The sequence below is a fragment of the Leucobacter sp. GX24907 genome (genome assembly GCF_053567335.1).
The window spans coordinates 16,726-38,579 of sequence record NZ_JBSGPD010000009.1; the positions used below are offsets into that span (position 1 = coordinate 16,726).

A 21,854-nucleotide genomic window follows, 5' to 3' on the forward strand; every position below is an offset into this window, starting at 1 on the left:
CGCTCGCAAGCATTCTCTGAGGCCTCCACCCTTACCCGGCCAGGGAAGCCCTGGCGAGGATTCCGGAGCGGTCTGCGCCGAATCGTCAAGGATCTGCGCCGCATCGTCAAACCCGCCAGGCTCCGCCTCCCCGGAAGTCGTGCCGGCGCGTGCTAGAGGTTTCGTTCCGGCCCCGTCTCGGGTGCGCGCGGTTCGGGACCGTCCGCGGGAGGATCCAGGTGCTGTTCCCGTTCGGCGAGCAGCTCGCTCAGCAGCACGCCCCGCTCGAGCCGGGTCAGCGGCTCGGGCGCGCGGGCGAGATCGCTGGGGAGCGCACCGATGCGGCCGGTGCCCGTGACCGTCTCGTTAATGTGCGCGAGCACCGTCGCCGGGTCAGCCACCTCGGTGTCGTGTTCGAGGATGCGGGCGATCTCGCTCAGCGCGGCGCTATCGTGCTCGAGCGGCGGGAACCCGGCCGAGGCCATCACGCCCTCGCTTCCAGGGATGGGACCGACGACGACCCGGAACTCGCCTGTGCCGTCGGGACCGGTCGCTTCGTAGACGCCGGACGGGAGCCAGGCATGCGCTTCCGAGGCCGGCCCCGCATACAGTTCGACCCCGGATGGATCGTCGGGATCGATGACGCGCACCTCGGGATCCGCGGCGGCGAGGAGTGCCTCGAGCTGTGCTGCCTGTTCCCGTTCGATCGAGATCCCGAGGGTCGGCTGTTCGGATTCGACGATGGAGCGCAGCGTGTGGAGTGCGATCAGGTCGGCGGGAACCCAGTCGCGGTGGAACTGCTCGGGCAGGTACGTCGTGCGCGGCCCGCCCGCTGTGAGGAGTTCCCGGAGGGTGTGGTCGCGTCGGAGGGCTGCAGCGGTGAAGTCGGATCGCCATTGCGAGTGATCCCATGCGAACCGCATGTCTTCGACTTCGCCTTCGAATGATGGCGCGATGGTCACGAGGTAGTCCTCCTTGCGCGGCTCGACCGGGAGCGGGTCGCGGTCGAGGAGATCGATGAGCCCGTCCCGCACGCGTTCTGCCTCGTCGATCCGTGCCTGACTGGTCTGCGCATGCTCGAGCTGTTCGAGCCGCGCCAGAAGATCCGGCAACTGGGCAGCCTGGACTGCGAGCTCCAAGCACGCGTCTCGCCATTCCTGCACCTCGAACTCGAACGCGTCCTCGTTGAGCGACCCATCCGCGCGGCGATGATCGTCTTCGGACGGGAACGGCGGGAACATGCGGGCGACGATCTCTGGAACCCCCGAGTCCTCGAACGGTGCCCACTCCGGCGACGGCACCGCCCCGGACGGCGAAGCGGCAGTCGATTCGCTGCGGGAAGCCCAGGAGAGGACGTGCGCCACGTCGTCGCCGAAGTCTTCGCCGAACGCGCGATCCCCGTCCGTGCGGAGCTGCTCTGGCGGGCCTGCGATCTCTTCGATCAGCACTTCGTTCACCAGGTGGTCGGCTTCGGGTTGGGAACGGGCGAGGACGTCGAACTCGATCGTCACGCGATGCGAACGCAGCGGTGCCGGTTCGGACGCGGGCGGGAGGGTCGGATCTGACATGGGCATACTCCTTCGATCAGGGACCAGGGATTCAAGCGGCGACCAGGACCGCTGAAGCACAGGCAGCCCCTTCCGGATTACGTGATTCGCGTCGGCCCGGTCGAGCCGACGGACCAGATCTGCGGCGTACGGTCAAGAATCTGCGCCGCATCGTCATCCCCACCCAGCCGGGCCGGGCGCCGGCCGAGACGATGCGGGGGCCGGGGACGTGGCGTCGGTGTCGGCGGCGAGCGCCTGCTCGCGATCATGCAGGGCCTGCTGCAGGTGGCGATTCACGACGGTATGGTTCGTCCCGTCGACGCCGCCGGTGATTGGCACCTGGTGGAACGAGTACGACGGATACGGGCTTCCCGCACGAAGCGCCTCCAGCCAGTCGTCGACGTCCTCGGGCAGAGCCCAGTCCTGTGGCGGCGGCTGTTCCTGCAGGAACTCGGTCGCGCCCACGTACAGGTTGATGTCGGCGAGCATCTCGTGAATCGTGAGGGCGAGGCTGCGCGCCAACGTCACCGGGTTCCGGTCCGCGATTACCGTCGGCTCAACGTCCGGGTCATCAGACCAGATGATCACCCCGAGATACACCGATCGCTGCGGGCGTTCTTCCTCTGCGTGCATTTCGCTCGTCGTCATGGTTCCTCCGCTTACGGTGCTGGCTCGCCAGATGACGGCCTACCTCTCAGGTAGGGCACCGCCCGTGCGCCGCGGCCACTGCGGGCCGGTCACTATTCCATGCGGGAACGGATGAGCGGGACGTAGCCGGCGTTCTTCTCGAACGCGACCACCCGAAACCCTGCGGCTGCTGCTGCCTGCACGGTGGTGCCCGAGCCCGCGAACGGCTCGAGGACGACACCTCCGACCGGGGCGACGAGGGCGACCAGCCAGCGCATGAGCGCGAGAGGCTTCACCGTCGTGTGTGAAACGCCGTAGGCGCGGGGCCGCTCAGAGGCGGTGGGCTTGTGCTCGAACCGGAAGATCGGGAACTTCCGCGACAGCGACTCGCCCTGCCACGTTCCGGTCAGCACATCCAGCGCGTCGGCCTGCCCCGGATCGAATGCCACGTTCGTAGGCCACCGCTCGTCGGCGAATCGGCCACCGTCGATGTTGATGCCGCCGACGCCGTGCTCGAGGACGTTGCCGACGATGCTGTCCGACAGTGGTTTGCGGGCGATGATAATCGGTTCGAACGCGGGGCGCAGTGCTGTGCCCCACCCTTCCCAGCGTGCAGCTTCCTCGGTGACCGGGGTGCCCTTGGACAGCACCGAACGCGTTGCGCCGAGGACGCCCTCGTGCTCACTGTGCTGCACGATCCGGTCTGCACGCTGCACGCCCAAGTGCTTGTCGATTGCGTGCGAGAGATCCATGCTCTTGGGCATCCCGGTGGTGTGCAGCCATGCAATCTGGTCGCGGATTTCGAAGCCTGCGTTCTCCAGGCCGCGCACCATGCGATGCCATGTGCGTGCACCGCCGAATGCGGCAAGATGCGCACCCGGCTTCAACGCCTGCAGCGCACCCGCAGCCCACTCGCCGCACCACGCTTCGAACACCTCCGGCGGCGTCATTCCCGCCGTGTCGAGATGCGGGAGCGACTCGCGGAACCCGGCCGCGTCGTCCCAGGCCTGCCCGTTGAAGTTCAACCCGTACGGCGGATCCGATACCAGCGCGTCGGCGCCGGCCTCGGGCAGCAGTCGCAGAAGCTCGACCGCGTCACCGTGGTAGAGCGTGACGCGGCCATCGGTGAAGGCCGGGGACGGAAGGGCGGCGGCGCCCGGGCCGGGCGACGTGGGGTCTGGCATGACGAGGGCTCCCTGCTGTTCGGGGCCTGTTCGCCGCCGTGTGCGACGATCAGGATCACCCAGCAGGTACGGGCCGTCCCAGCATTCCTGAGCCCACGTCGCGGCACCCCCGAACAGCCTGGAAACAGAGAAGCTACTCCGCCTCCCCGCATCCCACGAGCGAACTGCGCGACCCTGAAATCCCGAGCTCCGTTCTCCCACACACGATCGGCAATCAACGTTGTCGACCGATGACGGCGAATGGTATTCCCGATAGCGGCGGCCCGTCAATTGAGTGGCCGATGGTGAGCTCGATACCTGGTTGGGCTCATCCCATGCCGCTGTTTGAACAGCCGAGAAGCGGTGGGGAGATCACTCCATCCCACCTGCTTTGCCGCTTCCGTGACGCTCGCGTCGTACGCTACGAGAGTCTTTGCCATGTGGTCGGCTCGTAACTGGTTGAGGAACTTCAAAGGGGAACAATTCACATGCCGCCGAAATAGGCGGGTCAGCTGGGAGGGAGACAGCAGAACTTTTGCGGCCAGGTCACTGATGCGCCAATGATGCTGGAGGTCGTTTTGCATGATGGAGATCGCTCGGCTGATTTCCTCACGAGGGTATAAGTTTGTCTGCTTCTGATGCAGTCCCGTGCGGGGGGTGCTCTCGAGCCTTCCTGCATAATCAAAGAGGATTGCAACGTGGGCCATAGTGAAGAACCACGAGTAGTTCTGCGACTCGATGCACGTTAGAGACGGCAGCGTGGACGCAAACGTTTGCACTGCACTAGGGCTAAGCCTAAGGATGTGGAACTCCGTTACTTCGGACAGGGTGCTTTTGAGTAAACGTGTCATCGGGTGAGACGGAGTAAACCATTCCACCTGCTCCGCTACGAATCTCGGGTGGAGGTGTAAGGAGACAAATCTCATTCCGCGTAGCGGGAATACTCTCCTTGGAAGACCTGGAGGGATAGCAACGATGTCTCCCAGCCTCACGGTCGAATCTTGCCGCGGTGCTGTGACTCTTCCTGCGCCCGAAACCATGAACGCAACCTGGATCGAGTCGAATTTCGCAACCTCGGTGGGTTGCCTGAGGTGAATTTCCTTGGCGATCACAGGAGGTCCTGCACCGTCGAAGATACCTACAGGTAGCAAAGCGCTGCTCCAATAATCCCGACATAAGCCCCTGCGAGGAGAACCGGTCCATGGTCGCCTTGTAATACTTCACCGCGCATATCCCCATTCCATAAGTGTGAATCTCGGTTTGAAACAGTCATCTAAGAGCCCTGAACATGTGATCGATGCTGGTCGCTCCGGCTCATGAGAATGGCCAAAACTGTAGCGAAAAGGAGAAGCGTGGCAGGGATAAGCGCAACGCCCCCTACAGCGAGAGCCAATGGATCGAGCGGGCCTGGCAAGGAAAGTTCGTCTCTATCGAGAGAGCCTGACTTCCTCGGGGGCACCACTCTTTCAAGGCTGGATGGTGCCGATACTTCCACGCTGACCGCGATGGTTAACGCTGCAGCGATGAGCGCAGTGCCGATGGCTGTGCCGATCTGCTGGATGAGGCTGAGGAGAGTTGAGATGTTGAGCAGCGCGGTGCCTTTATAAGGACGTGAAGCGGTTGCCATCGCCGGCATTAGCGTGCCGCCTGCGCCGATGCCAATGACGAGATTGGCGGCGGTGAATGACCAATAGGGGCTTTCCGTAATCACGAGGATGCCCAAAAGAAGCGTGCCGGTAGTCGTGATCCCAACGCTGATCGGAATGATCCAGCCGGTTGGATATCGGTCGAGCAGTCTGGTGGAGATTTGAACGGTTACTCCCACGGTAAGTCCGGTGAGAGCTGCCAGGGTTCCTGCAACTGACACAGGGTCACCGCGGACGACTTGCACATAGGTAGGAAGGATGAGGCTTCCCCCAAAATATCCGGCGGTGAACAGTCCGACCACGCCAGCTGCCAGCATTGTCGGGCGATGTCTAAGAAGATCGATGCGAAGAAGGGGCGAGGGGATTCGCAGACTCCGTCGCACGAACAGGTATATGAGGATTGCTCCTGCAAGGAGCACTAGAAGGCTTTGAACGGTCAGGTGACCGGAGCCACCGATGCTCGTGGTAGCGAGAAGAACAGCTGCGAAACCTGGAATGGAGTAGAGAAGGCTCTGCCAGTCCAGTCGTCGCGTCCTGACTGAATGCTCTGGTGCAGGCAATACCTTCATGCACATGAAGTACGCTAGAGCGCCGAGCGGCAAGGTGATCCAGAAGAGCCAGCGCCAGGAACTCAGATCGACGAGGAGTCCCAGTGCCACAGGGCCGACAGTGGGCCCCAATAACAACGGTAAACCGAGTATTGCCATCATCGCGCCGCGTCGTTCCTGTGCCACAGAGCGCAGTGCGATCGCAGATCCCACCGGAGGGAAGGTGCCTCCGCCAATTCCTTGCAAGAATCGCAGCCCGATTAACATTTCGATGCTATTGGACATGCCGGCAGCGAAGCCAAATCCCGTGAACACGAGTAAACCCGTGAGATATACGTTGCGTTCCCCGAATCGGTCAGCCAGCCAGCTTGTGACCGGGATTGCGGAAATTACTCCGAGTAGGTACCCGGTCGTAGCCCAGGAACCCCGAACCAGGGTCGTATCTAGGTCTGCAACGAACGCCGGAAGCGCGATGACGGTGGCTACCGTATCGACGATTACTAGTAAGGTCCCGTACGCAACTGCGAGACCGATGCGTGTCGAAGGGCTCTTCAAGACAGTGATCACGTCGTGAATGGCCTCTCAACACGTGCGGCGGCGAGTAGTTGCGCCCACCAGAGCAACTCATTCAACGACTCAATAAGACGACGGAGCTCGCGGTCACCGGGTTCAAACTGGTTAGAGGCCCCAAGCTTCTCCCATGGTGACGCGATGGAGACAGTGTGCTTCGTCGTCACAACATTCAATTCGGCAAGCACCGCCCGGAGGTTCTCGACGACAGTATGACCACCGTGCGCCCCATACGAGACAACGGTGGCCGGTTTAAACATCCACTCCCGATAATGCCAGTCGATGAATCGTTTGAGCGTCCCGGGGAAGGAACGATTGTACTCAGGAGTAACGAACACGAAGGCGTCCGATGAATCGATCAGGTTGGCTTGCTCGGGAATGTGTTCTGCTGCTCCACCGGGTATGAGATAGCGATCATCAGGAAGAGTAACGTCAGCAAGATCAACTTCGAACACTTCGTATTCATCCGAGCCTGCGAGCACTTTGCCCACCCAGCGCGAAATGGGGTCGCCCATGCGCCCCTCTCGAACGCTGCTGATCACAAGGGCAATGCGGATCTTGCGGCCGAGGCCTGGACGCGGAGGAGCACTCCCCGGATGACTCGCAGGCTCGGGGCGGGGTTTAGATAGTTGAGACATGTCTTCAACGTTGAGGGTTCAACATATGTTGAAGTCAAGTGAGATGTCTCATAGCCTTGAAACATGGAAGCGATGATCCCGGCAAAGGAGCAGCTCTCGGCTTGTCTCTACACGGTCAGTCAGGTCGCGGCAGCTACTGGCGTGAACGCCTCTGCAGTCCGGTTCTATGAGAAGCACGGAGTGGTGGTAGCCACACGCACTCAGACCAACCAGCGGCGGTTCGACGGATCGTCAATATGCCGCATCCAGGTCGCAAAACTTGCGCAAAGAGTAGGGCTGACAGTGAAGGAAATCGCTTCACTGTTCGAAGGCCTTTCCCTTGACCCCGGTCCTGCGAACTGGGAGGTGATCGCAACTCAGCTCGTGGAAGAGGCAGAGTCGCGCCTAGAACGATTGAAGAAGGAATTGGCGTCACTATCGACAGGTGCCAAGCTCTGCGAGATCGGTGCCGCAAGTGGGTAGTCTTCTCAGCTACGCGCTCAAAGACTGGAACAAGCCCTAATGAAAAGCCTGTACGTAGTGACTCATCCAGAGTCGACTCACCATCTCGACCGGCGAGTCGGGGGATGGTTCGACTCGGCTTTGACTTTGAGGGGTCAGCAACAGGCAGCAGCAGTAGGCGCCCAGCTCCGAGCGAGCCTACCCGACGACGTTGTGCCCCTGCTGGTTTCATCGGACCTGCGTCGTACCATGCAGACCGCGGAGAAAATTGCGGCCGCATTTCACATTACGCCGGAGCCAATGACGGACCTACGAGAAAAGTCGTACGGAGAAGCAGAGGGCCGGTCTGAGCAATGGCTAGAACAACACTTTGTCCTTCCGCCGCAGAATGGAGACCGTCTGGATTATCATGACGGGCTCCAAGGCTCGGAGACGAAACGGGCATGGATTGACCGTGCATACCGTGCCGTTGCGTGGCTGGAGCGTCAATCCGCAGAACACCAGATTGTCGTTACACACGGCGGTACGGCAAGTTGGGTGATCGCTGCTTGGATGCGTATTTCGCGGGAGAGTTGCTCATACGCTCGCTTTGATGCCCCTCCTGGTAGCATCACTCACCTCGCAGAGGATGACCGATTCCACAACCGTTCGCTCATCTCGTTGGGAAGCACTAGCCACTTGAAATAGTTTTCGTTCCTGGTTGAGGATGCCCGAGGCTCGATACAGTCTGATGTCGCGTCGGCTATGCCGTGAGTTGCTGGTGCCAATCGATGTGGTGCCCGTAAGTCTTCTCTATCTCCCGAGTACCGCTGAGCTTGAGGACGATGGGGAGCACGGCGTCGCGAATGCGGCGGTTTACTCCGGTGGCGGCTTTGTTGCTGTTGATGCGGGCGGCGGCTTTCACGATTCGTTCGACGCGCGGGCGACGGATGCTCTCAAACCTTTCAAGCGCGGCGGGAACAGCACCGAGGTCTCGCACGCACTGGGCGAGAACGAGCGCGTCTTCGATCGAGAGTGACGCACCTTGCCCTGAGCTTGGTGAGGGGGCGTGCGCGGCATCGCCGATGACGACCAGCCGTCCCCGCTGCCAACGCGGCAGGTGCGGGAGCAGCTGCGTGAGCGTGGGCCGGGCAAGGTCATGTCCGGCGGCGATCAGCGCGGCGGCAGGCCCGGCATCATTCTGGAACAAGTCACTCAAATGCGTGCGCAGTTCCGTGTCGCTGCGTGCGGGGAAAGCGGTGGCAGAGGTGACAGTCGTGGGTTCGTTCACAAACCACCACACGGTCTTGTCCGGGGCTGTTGCATAACCGAAGAAGGCGCGGTCGCCAAAGATCATCCGGAAGGTGCCGGGTTCGGTGTCGACGGCGATACCTGAGGTGTATCCGCCGTAGTTGATGAGTCCCGCACTGACGGGAGGAGGCGATTTCGGGTCGATCAGCATCCTGGTTCGTGAGTTCACGCCATCGCAGCCGACGAGGAAGTCTCCCTCTGCAGTGGAACCGTCGCTGAACGTTGCCGTCACGCCCTCTCTGGACTCGGTGACGGAGGCGAGCTCCTTGCCGTAATTGATCGGGATCCCCTCGGCTACGACGCGGTCACGCAACACGGTGTACAGATCGGCGCGCCGCATGGTCTGGCTCGTTATACCGTCAGTTCTCGTCGTTGCGATGCGGCTCACCCCGAGTGGCTGCCCGGTGCCGCTGCGCAACTCGATCGCAGGAGTCGCGAACCCGTGCGAAAGGGCGTCCTCCTGCAGGTCGAGTGTGGCGAGAGCATCCAGTCCGTTGGAGCCGAGCGTGAAGAACACGCCAGCTTCATCCGCAGGGTGCGGGTGTCGTTCGAAGATCTCTGCCTTGATGCCGGCCTTCGCGAAGGCGAGGGCGGCGGCGGGGCCGGCGATTCCACTTCCAATAATCAGCACACGTTTCATGGTCATAGTATGACTAGATATAGTATGACTGTCAAGATTGCATGGGATCGGTACGTAGGGAGGGGCATGGCGCAACCGCAGCAGGGACGTTCACCGCTCGCGATGATCGTGTTGACGTTGCTGGAAGAATCCCCGATGCACGCGTATCGGATGCAGCAGCTCATACGCATGCGCGATAAGGACGCGGTCGTGAACGTCTCGTCCCGCAACTCAATCCACCAGGTACTCGCCCGCCTGCAGCGCGACGGCCTCATCGTGCCCGTGCCTGACGACGCCCCCGGAACCCGCGTGGTGTACCGCAATACGGACCGCGGACGCGAGGTCTTACTGTCCTGGCTGACCGACACCCTCGCGCATCCGCGAAACGAGTACCCGTCATTTGCCGCGGCGCTTTCCTGCCTCCCCCTGACCACTCCTCTGCGGCTCTTGGGGTTGCTTCAAGAACGTCTCCACGCTCTCGACACGACCCTTACCGAGATCCAGCCTGAACAGGTGCGCCGTGACTACGGACTTGAACGCGTTTTCGTGCTCGAGGACGAATACCGTCGCACGATGCTCCTCGCGGAGCGGGACTGGATCGCCGCCCTCATCGGCGACCTTGAGACCGGGCACCTGCGCTGGCAGCGGCCCGAACACCTCTTATCTGCAGAAACAGACGATTCGCCATAGCGCTTATAAGCCACACCAGTGATTGGAGCGACATGACAACCCCATACCAAGTCCGCCAAGCCCAGTCCGAAGACTTCGATTCGATCATCGCGGTCGTAGACGACTGGTGGGGTCGACCCGCCTCCCGCGACCTCACCAGGCTATTCCTCGACCACTTCCACAACACCAGCCTGACCGCGTTCACTGACGAGCTTCCACTAGCAGGATTCGCGATCGCATTCATCTCACCCGCCCAGCCGGACACTGGCTACATGCATTTCACCGGTGTGCACCCAGAAATGCGCCGGACGGGACTCGCACGAGACCTCTACGAGCGCTTCTTCGGTACAGCCCGCGCCGCAGGCTGCACCAAGGTGAAAGCGATCACCTCAGAGGTCAACGAACGTTCCATCGCGTTTCACCAAGCAATCGGCTTCACCGCCTCTGAGGCGATCGCGGATTACGACGGCCCTGGCCTGGACCGGGTAGTGTTCCTCAAGCAGCTATGACGAAGCTTCTCCCTCTCGATAATGCGGACCGCCGCTCGCTTCGCCTCATCCAAGCCCATCTCGCGGAACATAACCCCGGAACAGTGCTCGGACTGTACCTCTACGGCTCAACGATTTCAAGGGAACGAGGCCCAGACAGCGACCTCGATCTCCTCCTGATCACCCGAGCATCCCTCGGCAAAGACGAGCGCCAAGCGCTCACCGGCCTTCTTCTCGAACTATCTGGATGGAGTGGACACGCGCACACAGACCCAGAGGCCGCAACGCGAAGGCCCATTGAGCTCACCTCGATAGCAATCGGCGACGAACACCCAGCAACACACCACTCAGGTCACGACTACCAGTACGGAGAATGGTTACGCTCAGAACTCTACGCTGGCGCGATACCCGAACCCCAATACGATCCAGATACGCCAATTCTCCTCGCAACCGCGCAATCCGGTCATCAGCGGCTACACGGAGCAGCACTCAGCTCACTCGTCTCCACAATCCCCGAAGCGATGTTGCGACGTGCGGGACTCGAAGTCATCCCGACCCTTTTCGATGAGCTGACAGGCGACGAGCGCAACGTGCTCCTCACCCTCGCCCGTATCGCCTTCACCAGCAGTTCGGGTCGCATCGTCTCCAAGAGTCGCGCTGCCGACTGGGCTGCCGCTCGCCTCACCACTGCTAGTGAAGCAACTTTGCTGCTTGCTCGCGCAGAGTACCTCGGAGAAGCATCCGTCGACTGGACAGCGCGGCACGAGGCAGTGCTGCAAGCTGCTCGGGAAATCGTGGAGCTCGCTCGTGAGAGGTGAACGCAGTCAGAGCTCATCGTTCGTTCAGTCTGAGCCTCCGGACGTATGCCGGTCATGAGCGCCGTGAAGTTATTGCCTCAGGGGATGAGGACGATCCGTGTTCCGGACGGGATATTCTCGCGCCAGGCCTCTGCGACTTCCGCGAGTGGACGAGAAATAGTAGTGACTGCGAGCCTGCCGGTGGCAAGCATATCGAAGAGCTCACCAATCACGTCCGGAACTCGCGCGTAGGCTTCGCGCGGCACGCTGCCACCACCTTGACCGACGAGCTCAATGGCCGCACTGCGCAAGATAGACGCGGGCAGTGCGATATCCGGCCCAGCCATCTCGCCTACCTGGACAAACCGTGTGCGATGGTAGCGGGCACTGAGGTCGTCCCCTCCGAGCATCCGAAGCGTCTGTTCTGCGGGTGCACCCCAAAGAAAATCGATCACCACGTCAAAGGGATGTTGCGTGTGAGCCTCGGCGATCGCCGAGTCGAACTGTCCGGGGTCGCTTGTCAGGCTGATTATTCGGTCGGCGCCGTGCTGTCGAAGCTCGACTAACCGTTCGTGGTTGCGTCCTACAGCCGCGACATGGCCCGCGCTGAACTTGTGTTTGGCCAATTGCACAGCGAGCGCGCCGGTAACGCCTGTCGCCCCAAGAACTAGTACGGACTCACCTGGCTGAACGCGCGCGGAGTATTCGAGCGCAAGCCACGCGGAGACTCCGGCATTTGGCAGTGCGGCCGCTGTGGCATCGTCCACCGTAGCGGGAATATCAAGAGCCATCGAGGGGTTGATGATCATCCGTTCGGCCATTGCTCCGCCCGGCGGTAATGCGCCAGCATAGGCGCGTCGCCCATCCGGCATCTGCACGACAGCATCCATGCCGATCGGTGACGGCAGCATCATCTGGGCACTGGCGTAGTGGGTTCCTGCTGCCAGCACTCGCTCAATGTTCTTGAGCGCAGCGGCACGTACATCGACTACCACTTCGCCCGGTCCCGCTTGCGGCTCGAGGATTTCACGCAGCGCCGGCGCGTCGCCGAATTGGTCGAGGATCGCAGCCTTCATGGTAGTTCCCTTCTTTGGTTTCGATGGAAACAATACGCGAAGGCGGGGGACCTGGCAAGATGGTTTCCATGGAAACTCAGCGTGAGCTCATCGCAGCAATCACTGACCTGACTGCCCGTTTTTTCCAGCGGCTGGTCGAAGAAGACGCAGGCGAGCGCACCCACATGAAGGTTCAGTGCTCACCGGACGCGCAGAACGCGCTTGAGCACATGAGTGTGGGAGCGCTTCACCTGCTCGACGCCATCCCCGCCGAAGGAAGTGGCTCCGGATCGGAAACAGTAAATGTCGTGGGGCTGTCCAAAGCTACAGGTTCACCTAAAGGCACTGTCTCGAAACGCATCCAACGGCTCGCCGAAAGCGGTGTAGTGGAGCGCCGTCAGTTGCCTGGGAATCGCAAAGAAGTCCACCTGAGACTGACCCCTATCGGCAGAGAAATCCAGGCGGCTCACCGTGAACTGCATCAGCAGATGAATGCACTCCCGGCAGTCTTTCTCAATCGGTACCGTGTGGAAGAACTAGAAGTTATCGCACGGGTGCTGGACGACTTGGTCCGAATGCCGCGCGAGGGCGTTCGTTTCCGGCCTGACCTCCTCGACTAGAACGAGCAAAGAGGAATGGTCGGTAGGTCTGCCCGGTGACCATCGTTACGTCGCCTCGAGAGGGTCGGAGATCTTCCAGTAGTCGGCCTACCGGCCGTTCGACTGCATGAGCTCGGTGTGAGTGCCCTGTTCGATGATGTGACCGTGGTCGAGGAAGACAATCTGGTCGGCGGCCTCAACGGAGTGCATTCGGTGCGACACCATGACGACAGTTCGTCCCGTGCACAGCCGGTCGATCCCTCGGTGCACTGCGGCGTCGCTTGTAGGGTCGAGTGCGGAGGTCACTTTATCGAGCAGGACGACCGGTGCGTTCTTGAGCAGGGCGCGTGCGATAGAGACGCGCTGGCGCTCGCCGCCCGAGAGTCGCATGCCGCCTTCCTCGACGTGAGTATCCCAGCCGTCGGGAAGACGTTCGATGATATCGTCGAGCTGGGCCGCATGTCCTTCCGACTCTGCGTCTCGTGCGTGGAAACGTGCCTCGCTCGTCGATCGCGAGCGTCGCTCGGGAGGACGGCTCACGGCCTCCGCTGAGCTCCGTCTCCCGAGACCACTCCTTCACGTTGCTTGAAGCAGCGAGGCGATCATTGCGAGGAAGACGACAACAAGCATGACGACGTAGGCCCAGGCGTGTACGCGGTCGGGAATGCGAGGTGGGCGGCGGCGCAGGGTCACGATGACTGGGATTGCCCCGATGAGGAGGAGTGCTGCGGCCCCGAGGTCGATGATCCCCACGCTGAACACGGCACGCTCCAGGTTGGTCGTGTGTTGGGCAAAGAGGAAGACGAGTGCGGCGGGGATGCTGATGGCGAGGGTGAGCGGGTTCGCGAGGGCCGTGGCGTGCCCCATGGGCAGGCCGCCGCGGCGCAGGAGCGGGACGGTCATGACGCTGCCGCCGACGCCGAGTAACGACGCGACCGCACCGATCGGGGCACCGGCAGCGGTCGGAATTGCCCGGTGCGACGTATCGTCGCGCGCGAGGTCTGCAGAGCGGAGGAATCCGGGTCGGGCGAGCACGTCGATGATCGTGACGGCGACGTAGATCACGAACCCCCATGACGGCACGGCTGCCGGCACCGCCAGGGCAGCGAGGGCGCCGAGGAGACCGCCTGCGGCGAGGAGGCCGAGGAGCGTTCCACGGCCGCGGAGCCGGGCGAGGACCACCCGGGGCGTGGCCGTGGTGGCGACCGCGGCGTTGACGACCATGACAATCGCGGATGTCGCCACAGCGACCGTGCCTGCCACGGGGCCGAGCGCTGCGTCGGCCCAGACGATGACGGGGACGGTGACAAACCCGCCTCCGAAGCCGAACAGCACCGTGGTTAGGCCTGTGAGAACACCGATGAGAACAAGGACGAGAACGGTCACTGAACCCATTCCAGTGGCTTCCCGTCATATCCGCATTCGAGTGTGAGGCAAGAATTATCGAGTTTCAGCCAGTACTCTGGTTCTGTGCGGAACGTGACGCTGCCCGAGGTCGATGCACTGCCCGTTGCGGTGTTGCCGATCGCCACCGCGTATCCGCCCGACTATTTGCTGGGGTGGCATGAGCACCGGAGGGTGCAGTTCCTCTACGCCGCGACGGGGACGATGCTTGTCGAGACAGAGCACGGGGCCTGGACGGTCCCGGGTGAGCGGGCGGTGCTCATCCCTCCTAATACGCGGCACCAGGTGCGGATGCTCGATGTGAAGACCAACAGCCTCTACATCGAGCCCGCAGCGGTTCCGTGGTGGCCTGTCGCGTGCCAAGTTGTCGAGGTTGCCCCGCTCCTGCGGGAGCTGCTCTTGGCCGCGTCCGACATTGATCCCTGCGCCGGGCTTGATGGGCGCGACGAGGTGGTTTTGGAGCTGATCCTGCATGAGACGTCCCGGCTCAGCGAGCTGCCGCTGCACGTTCCGATCCCGCACGCGCCCCCTCTGGCCGGGCTCTGCCACCGCTACCTTGCCGACCCCGACCTGGCGGTCGACAACCGCGTATGGGCAGGGGAAGCCGGGATGAGCGAACGCACCTTCGCACGCCGGTTCCGGGAAGATGTCGGGATGAGTCCTGCCGCATGGCGTTCGCGCGCCCGTCTTCTCGCGGCGATCCCGCTGCTGCGCCACCAGAGCGTGACCAACGTCGCCGCGCGACTCGGTTACTCCACTCCGGCAGCCTTCTCCTATGCCTTCACCCGTGCCTTCCAATCGTCCCCCTCGAGTCTCCGCTCGCCCTGAAGCGGCACTGACCTGCTATGCGGCCCTCGCCGGATGCCCACGGCGCACCATGGTCGCGCACGCATCGTCGTCACGGTCCCAGAGGGCGATGGGCGTGAAGGGGAGTGCCACCGCCGCCACGGCCATGAAGGCGAGGTGGAACGGGAACAGCTCCGTCTGGCCGACGCCCGATGCCGAGCGGGTGAGGCGGCGAGGGAAATGACGGCGGCAAGGAGGGTGACACCGACGGCGCAGCCGAGCTGCTTCCCGGCGTTGAGGATCGGGGATGCCGCGTGAAGGCAACTTCCGCGGTTCTTAGCGGAACGACAGGTCTCCCACGATGGCCCTCCTCTACGCCAACGACGACAGAGAGAACCCTGCGGGAAGTGACACCACGCTACGAGACGCACCTCCCATCGCTCAGCAGTCGGTCCGGGATCGCCACCTCAAGACTCGCAGTCACCACGTCTGTGCATAGAATCGTCACGAATCTACTGAGGCATCACTGAATTGCCCTGGCCAGATTCTGGCAGGGAGAGCTTCTCCCGGACGCCGCCGGAGAGCGATCGCGTGAGGAAGTGGGGGCGCCAAGGAGCCATCAGCATTCGCGGTATACCCTCGCGAAGGTGCTCGGGGCTATTCCGTACCGATGCTTGAAGGATCGCGACGCGAAGGTCGGGTCTTGCCAACCGACCGCGGCGCCACCTTCACCGGCGGTGAGACTTGTCGTGGCGAGCGGGTCCGCCATGCGGTCAGCGCGAATCTTGCGAAGATAAGCCGCAGGTGAGGCTCCGAGTTGAGCTCGAAAGAGAGACGAGAGTTGGGAGGGAGAGAGCGCTACTTCGCGGGCGAGGAATTCTGCTGTCCATGGATCACTGAGGTTCGTGTCCTTTAGCTCGATCGCGGTCAGGACTTCCTCGCCTGTTCTTCTCTCGTGCAAAGACCGAACGTTTCGACAGTATCATGATAGCGCTCGTCGCTCGTCGCTCGTCGCTCGTCGCTCGTCGCTCGTCGCTCGTCGCTCGTTGCTCGTTGCTCGTTGCTCGTCGCTCGTCGCTCGTCGCAAGGCGTGAGCGAGGTGTCAAGGCTGGCATGATCTGAATCGAGGACGATTCGACGAATGGTGGCGGGATCGTCAGACGGTCGAAGGGATCGTTGACGACCCTCCTCATTCCTGCATGCTCTCAGCTACGCCGAGCGGACCGTTGAATAGGCGTAATTGCCGTCAGCCGCTCGGGTGGCGTGAAGTTGCGTTTGCGAGTGAACCGGATGCCGCGCGCATCGGGTGGTCATGCGTGAGGTCTTCCAATCTGATCTTCATGTGCACCGTTCAAACGCCCACCGAATCGTGGTCGAGAGCGCGGGACAGGATGCGGTGGGGCGGAGCGGGTAAATAATAGGCGTGCGATTTGGAAACGGCGGAACCTCCGTGCACCCGCTGTCCGACGGCCGATGGGGTTGCGGTTCGCCGCTGCCCGGAGCCTTCCGCGATAGGCCGTCTCCTTCTAAAGCAGGCCGGTGGCTTCCTCGGCTCACGAGCCCTGACATTTTGCTCGCTTAGAAGCTGCGAGTGCTCAACCGGTGACATGGTCGGCGAGCTGCTTAGCGATGCTGCGCGGCTCTTTTCCGAGTAGTCGTGAAAGCTCCGGGCTGGATTGTGAGAAGTGGCCGCTCCGTGTCGCTTGGAACATGGAAAGGGTGAAGCGCGCGACCTGCTCGGGAACTCCGCTAGTAACCTCGTCGGCGAGCCATTCCTCGTCGTCGACGACGATACGTTCGATCTGGCGCCCGGTCAGATCCGAAGCCTCGGAGGCGAAGTCCGCGAGGGTGATCGGCGTCGTCAGTGTCAGGTCCACGGGGCCGCTTGCTTGTGGGGCGCCGGTGAGGATGGTAGCGGCGGCTTCTGCGGAATCTCGGCGGTCGATCCAGGAGAAGGGGCCGTCAGCGGGTTTTGCGATCATTCCCGTTTCCTGCCAGGGTCCGAGTAATTGGCCGAGATCTCCGTAGAAGCCGTTGCGCAATGCTGTCCACGCCACGCCAGACTCAGCAAGGTACTGTTCGGTGGCGGCATGTATGGCGAGCGGCGGATAGGGAGTGTTGAAGCCGGTTCCCTGGGCGCTCGTGTAGAGGATTCTCTCTGCGCCTGCGTCCACCGCTGCGTCAATAGCAGTTCGGTGCTGCGCGACGACGTCGGTCGTCATGTCGCTGGATGAGACGAGAAGAACCTGTTCAGCATCGGCGAACGACTCTCGGAGAGAACTCGGGTCATCGTAGCTGCCCTGCCGTACACGGATGCCTTGGTCGGCCAGGTGCTGGGCGCGTTGAGGGTCTCGAACGCTCACTCCGATGCGGCTCGTAGGGATTCGCTTCAGCAGGTGCTCGACGGTGGCTCCGTTGAGCGCACCTGTTGCTCCGGTCACGATGATCAAGATGGCGTCCCTTCGTCGGTGTGGGCGGATGCATAAATTGACCCATGTGGTCAAGTTGCTGCCGGTACCATAGTGAACGAAGTTGACCAGTTAGGTCAAGTTAGATGTGTCTTCATGAAGGGAGCGTGAGTGATGTCGACCTCATCGACGCTCCGTGCTGATGCACGTCGGAATGTCGAGCTGATTCGCACCGCCGCAGTGCAGGTCTTCCGTGCGCGTGGCTTGTCGGTGCCGCTTGAGGATGTGGCTGCTGCAGCCCGCGTCAGCAAGGCGACGATCTTCAACCGCTTCGGCGGGCGGGTTGGCCTGATCGACGCCGTCATCGACCAGGTCGTGACGGCCGAACTGCTAAGCGTCATCGAAGAGGCGCGGGCGGTCGAAGCGATTCGGGACCGAGTCGACGTCTACGTTCGCGCGATTCGGGGCCTGCAATACTCGCTGCCCGCTGTCAATGACGTCCTATTGCAGGAGTTTCCTGACTCTGAGCCGCTTATGGCGCTCTGCCACGCAGGGGATGTCTTCCACAGCGAACTCGTCGCGGAGGGGCATTCGATCGGAGTCTTTGCTGACGGGGTCACGGCTGATGACTTCCGAGCGCTGGCCATGGACAACGCGCTTGCACTGAAGTACGGCCGGGCACGGCCCTCGCGCGAAGACTACGATCGAAGAACGGCCCTTATTCTTGGCGGTCTATGCCGCGCTACTGAGTAGAGACTCGATATTCGCCCGCGGCGCGATGACTTCGTTAGCGTTGGACCGCGCATCGTCTCGCCCCTCAAGTCTCGCTCGTTCGTGAGAGGTAGAAGGTGTACTGCTCAACGCAGGCCGAGGACGATTGTGGCGATGGTGAAGTAGAGGATAAGACCGGTGGCGTCGCAGAAGGTGGAGATGAACGGGTTGGAGAAGACGGCGGGATCGGCTCCGACTTTCTTTGCAATGATCGGCATTAGACCCCCTACTGTCGCAGCCATCGTGCACACTGCCAGAAGAGTGACGCCGATGACGGTGCCGATCGCCCACCCGTAGACGAGCCCGGCGACGAGGAAACCGAGGCAGCCGAGCACAGTCCCGAGCATTGCGCCGACACGCAGTTCTCGCCAGATGACGCGCCAGAGATCTCGAACTCTGACCTCGCCGACAGCGAGTGCGCGGGTGACGGTTGTTGCGGCTTGATTTCCTGTGTTGCCTCCGGTGCCGGTGAGGAGGGGAATGAAGAGCGCGAGCACGACTACTTGGTCGAGTCGGTCTTCGTAGACCTCGAGAACCTGAACGGTCAGAACCGCCGAGACGGCAAGGACGACCAGCCAGACGATCCGGCTTCGGACGATGCGAAGAATGGTGCTGGACAGGTAGGAGCGATCAAGTGGTTCGGCACCGCCGGAGCGAGCGGCGTCCTCCGCGTTCTCCTCATCCGCGATGTCGAGGACATCATCCATCGTGAGGATGCCGATCAAGCGTTCTTCCTCATCGACGATCGGCATTGCGATGAGACGGTGTGCGAGGAACTCTCGAGCGGCGGTCTCGCGGTCGGCGAGCGCATGCACAGCCACAGGCTCACGTGCGATTCTGCCAACAGTCTGAGCTGGATCGCGGGCTTGTTCCGCGAGGAGGTTGCGGAGGGAGACAACGCCCATGAGCTTGCGCCCGGTACCGACAACGGGCAGCAGGTACACAGTTTCGGGGCGGTCGATGCGCGCGTACACGACGTCCACCGCTTGCTGCACGGTCCAGTCGTCGTGCAGGTCGAGCACCTCCGGTGACATGTACCGGCCGATCGCTGACTTCGGATAGCCGAGAACCTGAGCAGTCATCTGTCGTTCGGAAGCGTTCAGCCCGTGCATCAGCTTGTGGGCGACACCCGCGGGGAGCTCCCCGAACAGTTCTGCGCGGTCGTCGGGGTCCAGTCCCTCGATGATCTCAGCTACTTCTGGTTGACGCAGAGCTCTGATGATCTCGGCTTGGTACGCCGGTGTGAGGTTCTCGAAAACGGCGAGTGCGGTGGTCCTTCCTAGCACTCGGAACAGCATCGCCGACTCGAGTGGTGGATTCGTCCGGACCAGGCGGATCAGTTCCTGACGATCGATCTCCGGAACGAGTCGGGCCAGCTCCGCAAGGTCATCGGATGACATTCGCGATGACAGCACCGTTTCGATCCTGTCGATGATCGCCTCTGTCATGTCACCCCTTCTGCGTTGTATCTTGAGCGGGCGCACGGGCACCACTCCCGAGCCCGAGTCCGAGCGCGGCATACCCGGCACGGCAAGGCGGCACGTCCGGGCTTGACCTCAGAGGGGTGCGGATTCCGGGCAGGATGGTGTGGGCGCAAGTCTTGTTTGCCGACCAAGACTATAGTTGTATGGCAACCAACACGTCAAGTGTGTGTCAGCACGTAGAGGAGTGCAGCAGTGAGCAAGCGGAGAAACAGGTCGGACGTAATAGCTACGGCCTTCGAGCTGCTCGAAGAAAGCGGCTTGGAGGCGGTGACGCTCAACGCGATCGCACGTCGGCTGGGTGCTCATCTTAATTCCGTTTCTTTCCAGGTCAAGACCAAGGGCCGACTGCTCGATCTGATGGCGGATGAGGTGCTGGGGCGGTTGAGTCTTGAGAACCTTCCAGTAGATCCGGTCGATCGGGTAGGAGCACTTCTCGAGCGCTATCGTGGTGCGCTGTTGGCTTATCGCGATGGTGCGCGGTTGGTTGCGGGAACCGAGGCGATCGAGCGCAATACGCTGCGGGTGGCCGACGCGGCTGTGGCCGCTCTTCTGGAGGCCGGGGTTGACCCGATCCAAGCCGTTCGCATCTTCTGGAGCCTCCACTATTTTCTTCTTGGTCTGGTACAAGAGCAGCAGGCGTCGTCACTCGAGGCGGCGGACAATTTCGCCCGCCGCCTGTCCACGCAGGAATATCCGGCTCTGGCGGTGGTCGGGCGGCAGCTCGTTGACGACCCGTTCGACGCGCGGTTCGCTCATGGAGTCCGATCGCTTCTCTCTTCCGTCGCTCCGCAAGTGGGCCCCTGACCGCGAGCTATCGTGCGGTCAGCATGGGGCGGCCCACCGAGCAAGTGCGTGCACATGCTTGTTCATCCGACGGCGGCCTTGCCGTGCTTCCAGTAGCCGACGAACGTGATGGCGGACTTCGGGATTCCGCGCTCGGCGACCAGGTGTCGGCGAAGGGCGGTTGGCAGTCCGCTTTCTCCGGCGAGGAAACAATAGAGCTCTTCAGTGGCAAAATCTGTTTGACGGACCGCCTCGAGTGCGAGTTGGCCAGGGACGCCACCGCGTCCGTCGCGTGGTAACCAGTTCACATGGACGCCATCCCTGTCTAGCGAACTTCGCACATCGTCGGAGGTGGGAACTTCGAGGAAGACGTCGGCACGGAAGTCTCGGGGAGCATGGTCGAGAATGCTCATTATGGCGGGCAATGCGCTCTCGTCGGCTACGAGTAGGTGCTTTGCGGCGTTTGCTGTGGGCAGGTACTGGATGCCCTCGGGGAACAAGCCCACTTCATCGCCCGGTCGCGCACGCCCCGCCCAGGCGGAGGCTGGCCCATGCTCACCGTGGACGACGAACTCGATATCCATCTCGTTCCTTTCTGGGCGGCAGACGCGAATCGTGTAGTTGCGCACATGGGGTCGAATCGACGTGGGCGTCATGAAGAACTTCGCGATCCACCCGTTTCCGGTCGAGGACGGGAGCCGAAGCTCGCGTTGTTCGACCCGAGGAATGAATAGGCGCACGGACTGATCAAAGCCGAGGTACTCGAACTCGCTCATCGCCTCCGAGTGAAAGGTGACATTGACTAAGTTCGGAGTAAGTCGGTGCACCCGAACGACCTGTGCTCGCATCAACGTTCGGTAGCTAGGGTTGCGGATCTTCAGGCTTGGCAAGGGCTCTCTCCCGGTCTACTCGTGGCGATGGGGGCTGGCAGACGGCTCATCCGATGACCGCGCGAACGGCGACGAACGTCAAGACGATGCCTGCCCAGATGACGGTGACGAGCAAGCGGTGGCGCGCGATGAGACGCCCGAGAGCGCGCGGACGCCGTACATGCCCTTCTTGGACCTGCCATGCACGGGTGTAGAAGTATGCGATGGCGGTGATCAACCACATAAGGACGCAGTCACCACAAATCACGCCGACGCCAGCGAGGCTGTAAATCTCAAACAGCACGACCAGGACGAGCGCAGCGGCCATGCCGATGCCGAACCAGGTCCAGAACCAGGACGGCAGACTCGCGCGGGCGAGAACGAGGACGCCTACGACGATCACGACAGCGAACCCGGACATTCCGAAGAACGAATTCGGGAAGCCGAAGATCGCTGCGCCAGGAGAAGCGAGTACCGGGCTGCACCTCATCGCTCCGCCCTGGTCGCAGACGAGCCAAGCGCTTGAATCCGCGATCAGTTCGAGCTTTGCGATAGCGAGACCGTATGACAGAATCAACCCGAGCGCGCCGAGAGTGACGAGCAGTACACCAAACTTTCGCGCGGTGAGTGGCTTGCTGACACGCTGGGAATCGTGTTCCTCGATGATGGTCAT

General features: G+C 62.1%; 24 protein-coding genes. 9 read left to right on the top strand and 15 right to left on the bottom strand.

Annotation, left to right across the window (positions count from 1 at the left end):
- Positions 1–152: 152 nt before the first annotated feature.
- The 6 genes from ACUYV6_RS12110 to ACUYV6_RS12135 all read right to left on the bottom strand — a co-directional run bounded on the left by ACUYV6_RS12110 (position 153) and on the right by ACUYV6_RS12135 (position 6,718).
- Complete coding sequence (locus tag ACUYV6_RS12110) at positions 153–1,547, bottom strand: hypothetical protein (protein WP_449278925.1); 1,395 nt, start codon at positions 1,545–1,547, stop codon at positions 153–155.
- A 153-nt stretch (positions 1,548–1,700) separates the two neighbouring features.
- The gene (locus tag ACUYV6_RS12115; protein ID WP_029608024.1) at positions 1,701–2,174 is read right to left on the bottom strand and encodes a hypothetical protein; all 474 of its coding nucleotides are present in this window, start codon (positions 2,172–2,174) and stop codon (positions 1,701–1,703) included.
- A 92-nt stretch (positions 2,175–2,266) separates the two neighbouring features.
- Positions 2,267–3,337, bottom strand: coding sequence for a DNA-methyltransferase (locus tag ACUYV6_RS12120; RefSeq protein ID WP_010154780.1), 1,071 nt, complete (start codon positions 3,335–3,337; stop codon positions 2,267–2,269).
- Between the two features lie 266 nt (positions 3,338–3,603).
- Positions 3,604–4,356, bottom strand: coding sequence for a helix-turn-helix domain-containing protein (locus ACUYV6_RS12125; protein ID WP_449278961.1), 753 nt, complete (start codon positions 4,354–4,356; stop codon positions 3,604–3,606).
- Positions 4,357–4,589: 233 nt separating this feature from the next.
- Entirely contained in the window at positions 4,590–6,077 is a 1,488-nt protein-coding gene (locus ACUYV6_RS12130; RefSeq protein WP_449278926.1) for an MFS transporter, read from the bottom strand.
- Positions 6,074–6,718 carry an NADPH-dependent FMN reductase gene (locus ACUYV6_RS12135; protein ID WP_449278927.1) on the bottom strand — a complete coding sequence of 215 codons (645 nt, stop codon included), beginning with the start codon at positions 6,716–6,718 and terminating at the stop codon, positions 6,074–6,076. The genes ACUYV6_RS12130 and ACUYV6_RS12135 overlap by 4 nt, the downstream gene beginning before the upstream one ends.
- 63 nt (positions 6,719–6,781) lie before the next feature.
- Between ACUYV6_RS12135 and ACUYV6_RS12140 the strand changes: the two genes are divergently transcribed.
- Positions 6,782–7,180 (top strand): MerR family transcriptional regulator, encoded by a 399-nt coding sequence (locus tag ACUYV6_RS12140; protein ID WP_449278928.1) that lies wholly within the window; start codon positions 6,782–6,784, stop codon positions 7,178–7,180.
- 39 nt (positions 7,181–7,219) lie between these two features.
- On the top strand, positions 7,220–7,846 hold the full coding sequence (locus ACUYV6_RS12145) for a histidine phosphatase family protein (protein ID WP_449278929.1): 627 nt from the start codon (positions 7,220–7,222) through the stop codon (positions 7,844–7,846).
- Between the two features lie 55 nt (positions 7,847–7,901).
- Here ACUYV6_RS12145 and ACUYV6_RS12150 read toward each other — a convergent pair whose 3' ends face one another.
- A complete protein-coding gene (locus ACUYV6_RS12150) occupies positions 7,902–9,089 on the bottom strand; it encodes an FAD-dependent monooxygenase (RefSeq protein ID WP_449278930.1) in 1,188 nt (395 codons plus the stop codon).
- A 66-nt stretch (positions 9,090–9,155) separates the two neighbouring features.
- Between ACUYV6_RS12150 and ACUYV6_RS12155 the strand changes: the two genes are divergently transcribed.
- Genes ACUYV6_RS12155 through ACUYV6_RS12165 form a run of 3 tightly spaced genes read left to right on the top strand, consistent with a single transcriptional unit; the run spans position 9,156 to position 11,043 of the window.
- Positions 9,156–9,758, top strand: coding sequence for a PadR family transcriptional regulator (locus tag ACUYV6_RS12155; protein ID WP_449278931.1), 603 nt, complete (start codon positions 9,156–9,158; stop codon positions 9,756–9,758).
- Positions 9,759–9,790: 32 nt separating this feature from the next.
- Positions 9,791–10,246 carry an N-acetyltransferase family protein gene (locus tag ACUYV6_RS12160; RefSeq protein WP_449278932.1) on the top strand — a complete coding sequence of 152 codons (456 nt, stop codon included), beginning with the start codon at positions 9,791–9,793 and terminating at the stop codon, positions 10,244–10,246.
- Complete coding sequence (locus tag ACUYV6_RS12165; protein ID WP_449278933.1) at positions 10,243–11,043, top strand: aminoglycoside adenylyltransferase domain-containing protein; 801 nt, start codon at positions 10,243–10,245, stop codon at positions 11,041–11,043. Before ACUYV6_RS12160 ends, ACUYV6_RS12165 begins: the two co-directional genes overlap by 4 nt.
- A gap of 77 nt (positions 11,044–11,120) precedes the next feature.
- Here ACUYV6_RS12165 and ACUYV6_RS12170 read toward each other — a convergent pair whose 3' ends face one another.
- Positions 11,121–12,098 carry a quinone oxidoreductase family protein gene (locus ACUYV6_RS12170; RefSeq protein ID WP_449278934.1) on the bottom strand — a complete coding sequence of 326 codons (978 nt, stop codon included), beginning with the start codon at positions 12,096–12,098 and terminating at the stop codon, positions 11,121–11,123.
- Positions 12,099–12,166: 68 nt separating this feature from the next.
- On the opposite strand from ACUYV6_RS12170, the gene ACUYV6_RS12175 reads away from it, so the two are divergent.
- On the top strand, positions 12,167–12,697 hold the full coding sequence (locus tag ACUYV6_RS12175) for a MarR family winged helix-turn-helix transcriptional regulator (RefSeq protein WP_449278935.1): 531 nt from the start codon (positions 12,167–12,169) through the stop codon (positions 12,695–12,697).
- 87 nt (positions 12,698–12,784) lie between these two features.
- Here the strand turns inward: ACUYV6_RS12175 and ACUYV6_RS12180 are convergent, their stop codons facing one another.
- Complete coding sequence (locus tag ACUYV6_RS12180) at positions 12,785–13,216, bottom strand: ATP-binding cassette domain-containing protein (protein ID WP_449278936.1); 432 nt, start codon at positions 13,214–13,216, stop codon at positions 12,785–12,787.
- Positions 13,217–13,252: 36 nt separating this feature from the next.
- Positions 13,253–14,062, bottom strand: a complete 810-nt coding sequence (locus ACUYV6_RS12185; RefSeq protein ID WP_449278937.1) for a TSUP family transporter — start codon at positions 14,060–14,062, stop codon at positions 13,253–13,255.
- Between the two features lie 84 nt (positions 14,063–14,146).
- On the opposite strand from ACUYV6_RS12185, the gene ACUYV6_RS12190 reads away from it, so the two are divergent.
- Positions 14,147–14,908 (top strand): AraC family transcriptional regulator, encoded by a 762-nt coding sequence (locus ACUYV6_RS12190; RefSeq protein ID WP_449278938.1) that lies wholly within the window; start codon positions 14,147–14,149, stop codon positions 14,906–14,908.
- Positions 14,909–15,485: 577 nt separating this feature from the next.
- On the opposite strand, the gene ACUYV6_RS12195 is transcribed toward ACUYV6_RS12190, so the two are convergent.
- Both ACUYV6_RS12195 and ACUYV6_RS12200 read right to left on the bottom strand, forming a co-directional pair.
- Positions 15,486–15,827, bottom strand: coding sequence for a helix-turn-helix transcriptional regulator (locus ACUYV6_RS12195; protein WP_449278939.1), 342 nt, complete (start codon positions 15,825–15,827; stop codon positions 15,486–15,488).
- Between the two features lie 634 nt (positions 15,828–16,461).
- A complete protein-coding gene (locus ACUYV6_RS12200; RefSeq protein WP_449278940.1) occupies positions 16,462–17,307 on the bottom strand; it encodes an SDR family oxidoreductase in 846 nt (281 codons plus the stop codon).
- Between the two features lie 141 nt (positions 17,308–17,448).
- On the opposite strand from ACUYV6_RS12200, the gene ACUYV6_RS12205 reads away from it, so the two are divergent.
- Complete coding sequence (locus tag ACUYV6_RS12205; protein WP_449278941.1) at positions 17,449–18,027, top strand: TetR/AcrR family transcriptional regulator; 579 nt, start codon at positions 17,449–17,451, stop codon at positions 18,025–18,027.
- Positions 18,028–18,131: 104 nt separating this feature from the next.
- Here ACUYV6_RS12205 and mgtE read toward each other — a convergent pair whose 3' ends face one another.
- Positions 18,132–19,493: a magnesium transporter gene (mgtE, locus tag ACUYV6_RS12210; protein WP_449278942.1), complete on the bottom strand. Its 1,362-nt coding sequence runs from the start codon at positions 19,491–19,493 to the stop codon at positions 18,132–18,134.
- A 228-nt stretch (positions 19,494–19,721) separates the two neighbouring features.
- On the opposite strand from mgtE, the gene ACUYV6_RS12215 reads away from it, so the two are divergent.
- Positions 19,722–20,333, top strand: a complete 612-nt coding sequence (locus ACUYV6_RS12215) for a TetR/AcrR family transcriptional regulator C-terminal domain-containing protein (protein WP_449278943.1) — start codon at positions 19,722–19,724, stop codon at positions 20,331–20,333.
- 62 nt (positions 20,334–20,395) lie between these two features.
- On the opposite strand, the gene ACUYV6_RS12220 is transcribed toward ACUYV6_RS12215, so the two are convergent.
- Positions 20,396–21,160: a siderophore-interacting protein gene (locus ACUYV6_RS12220; RefSeq protein ID WP_449278944.1), complete on the bottom strand. Its 765-nt coding sequence runs from the start codon at positions 21,158–21,160 to the stop codon at positions 20,396–20,398.
- 88 nt (positions 21,161–21,248) lie between these two features.
- Positions 21,249–21,854: a vitamin K epoxide reductase family protein gene (locus ACUYV6_RS12225; protein WP_449278945.1), complete on the bottom strand. Its 606-nt coding sequence runs from the start codon at positions 21,852–21,854 to the stop codon at positions 21,249–21,251.

Bases quoted from the DNA above. Each gene is read 5' to 3' on its own strand.
- ACUYV6_RS12155 (WP_449278931.1), top strand. From the start codon at position 9,156: ATGGCGCAACCGCAGCAGGGACGTTCACCGCTCGCGATGATCGTGTTG.
- ACUYV6_RS12120 (WP_010154780.1), bottom strand. From the start codon at position 3,337: ATGCCAGACCCCACGTCGCCCGGCCCGGGCGCCGCCGCCCTTCCGTCC.
- ACUYV6_RS12170 (WP_449278934.1), bottom strand. From the start codon at position 12,098: ATGAAGGCTGCGATCCTCGACCAATTCGGCGACGCGCCGGCGCTGCGT.
- mgtE (WP_449278942.1), bottom strand. From the start codon at position 19,493: ATGACAGAGGCGATCATCGACAGGATCGAAACGGTGCTGTCATCGCGA.
- ACUYV6_RS12115 (WP_029608024.1), bottom strand. From the start codon at position 2,174: ATGACGACGAGCGAAATGCACGCAGAGGAAGAACGCCCGCAGCGATCG.
- ACUYV6_RS12140 (WP_449278928.1), top strand. From the start codon at position 6,782: ATGGAAGCGATGATCCCGGCAAAGGAGCAGCTCTCGGCTTGTCTCTAC.
- ACUYV6_RS12110 (WP_449278925.1), bottom strand. From the start codon at position 1,547: ATGTCAGATCCGACCCTCCCGCCCGCGTCCGAACCGGCACCGCTGCGT.
- ACUYV6_RS12225 (WP_449278945.1), bottom strand. From the start codon at position 21,854: ATGACCATCATCGAGGAACACGATTCCCAGCGTGTCAGCAAGCCACTC.
- ACUYV6_RS12150 (WP_449278930.1), bottom strand. From the start codon at position 9,089: ATGAAACGTGTGCTGATTATTGGAAGTGGAATCGCCGGCCCCGCCGCC.
- ACUYV6_RS12205 (WP_449278941.1), top strand. From the start codon at position 17,449: ATGTCGACCTCATCGACGCTCCGTGCTGATGCACGTCGGAATGTCGAG.
- ACUYV6_RS12135 (WP_449278927.1), bottom strand. From the start codon at position 6,718: ATGTCTCAACTATCTAAACCCCGCCCCGAGCCTGCGAGTCATCCGGGG.
- ACUYV6_RS12220 (WP_449278944.1), bottom strand. From the start codon at position 21,160: ATGCGAGCACAGGTCGTTCGGGTGCACCGACTTACTCCGAACTTAGTC.
- ACUYV6_RS12165 (WP_449278933.1), top strand. From the start codon at position 10,243: ATGACGAAGCTTCTCCCTCTCGATAATGCGGACCGCCGCTCGCTTCGC.
- ACUYV6_RS12125 (WP_449278961.1), bottom strand. From the start codon at position 4,356: ATGGTTTCGGGCGCAGGAAGAGTCACAGCACCGCGGCAAGATTCGACC.
- ACUYV6_RS12160 (WP_449278932.1), top strand. From the start codon at position 9,791: ATGACAACCCCATACCAAGTCCGCCAAGCCCAGTCCGAAGACTTCGAT.
- ACUYV6_RS12175 (WP_449278935.1), top strand. From the start codon at position 12,167: ATGGAAACTCAGCGTGAGCTCATCGCAGCAATCACTGACCTGACTGCC.
- ACUYV6_RS12145 (WP_449278929.1), top strand. From the start codon at position 7,220: ATGAAAAGCCTGTACGTAGTGACTCATCCAGAGTCGACTCACCATCTC.